1 protein-coding gene is annotated in these 559 nt (G+C 54.0%); it reads right to left on the reverse strand.

Features of this window, described 5'->3' with window-relative positions; genetic code table 11:
• On the reverse strand, positions 1-200 hold a 200-nt coding region (locus GSQ93_RS37800; protein WP_216857648.1), incomplete at its 3' end, for a hypothetical protein.
• Between the last annotated feature and the right edge of the window lie 359 nt (positions 201-559).

Below are 559 nucleotides of genomic sequence, written 5' to 3' on the forward strand. Positions count from 1 at the left end.
GCAGGATGTTTGAAACCCTCCTTCTCCGAACACAGGTTCTGACACGCTTCGCCACCAGTGATTGAACCTGCCCAAGGTATACCCCGCGCTATCTGCGGAGAACCTTCCACCGAATTTGTACGCACGCCGAACCACGTCGACAACCAACCTCGAAACGAGGCCGCCGGATGCGTGAAGCCGTACCGGACGGAAATGTCCATGCAACTCACCAACCGGCTCACCAACGATTGAAGCGGTAAATACATCAGTTTGTGATTGGCGAGGTTGGCCTCACGGCCCCCTGCGCAGAGCACTCAACCAAGCTACCAAGAAACGGGGCCTCGAAAACGCGTGGGGTATTACAGGTTCCTTGGCAATAGTGCTTGCCCGAGAGCACTGGTGGCGAAGCGTGTCTATGTCAGGATTCGCGAGAAGGAGGGTTTCAAACATCTGTGGCTCTGGCGAGCACCGTGCTTTTGGGGCACCTATGAATGGGAACGGCACGCTGTGGACACTTAGGATAGCGTGTTTTAAAAGCGTTTTCTTTGCTTCGTTTCTTTGTCGCTTTGGACAAAGAAAT

It is taken from the genome of Burkholderia sp. S171 (assembly GCF_009766085.1).
GTDB lineage: Bacteria > Pseudomonadota > Gammaproteobacteria > Burkholderiales > Burkholderiaceae > Caballeronia.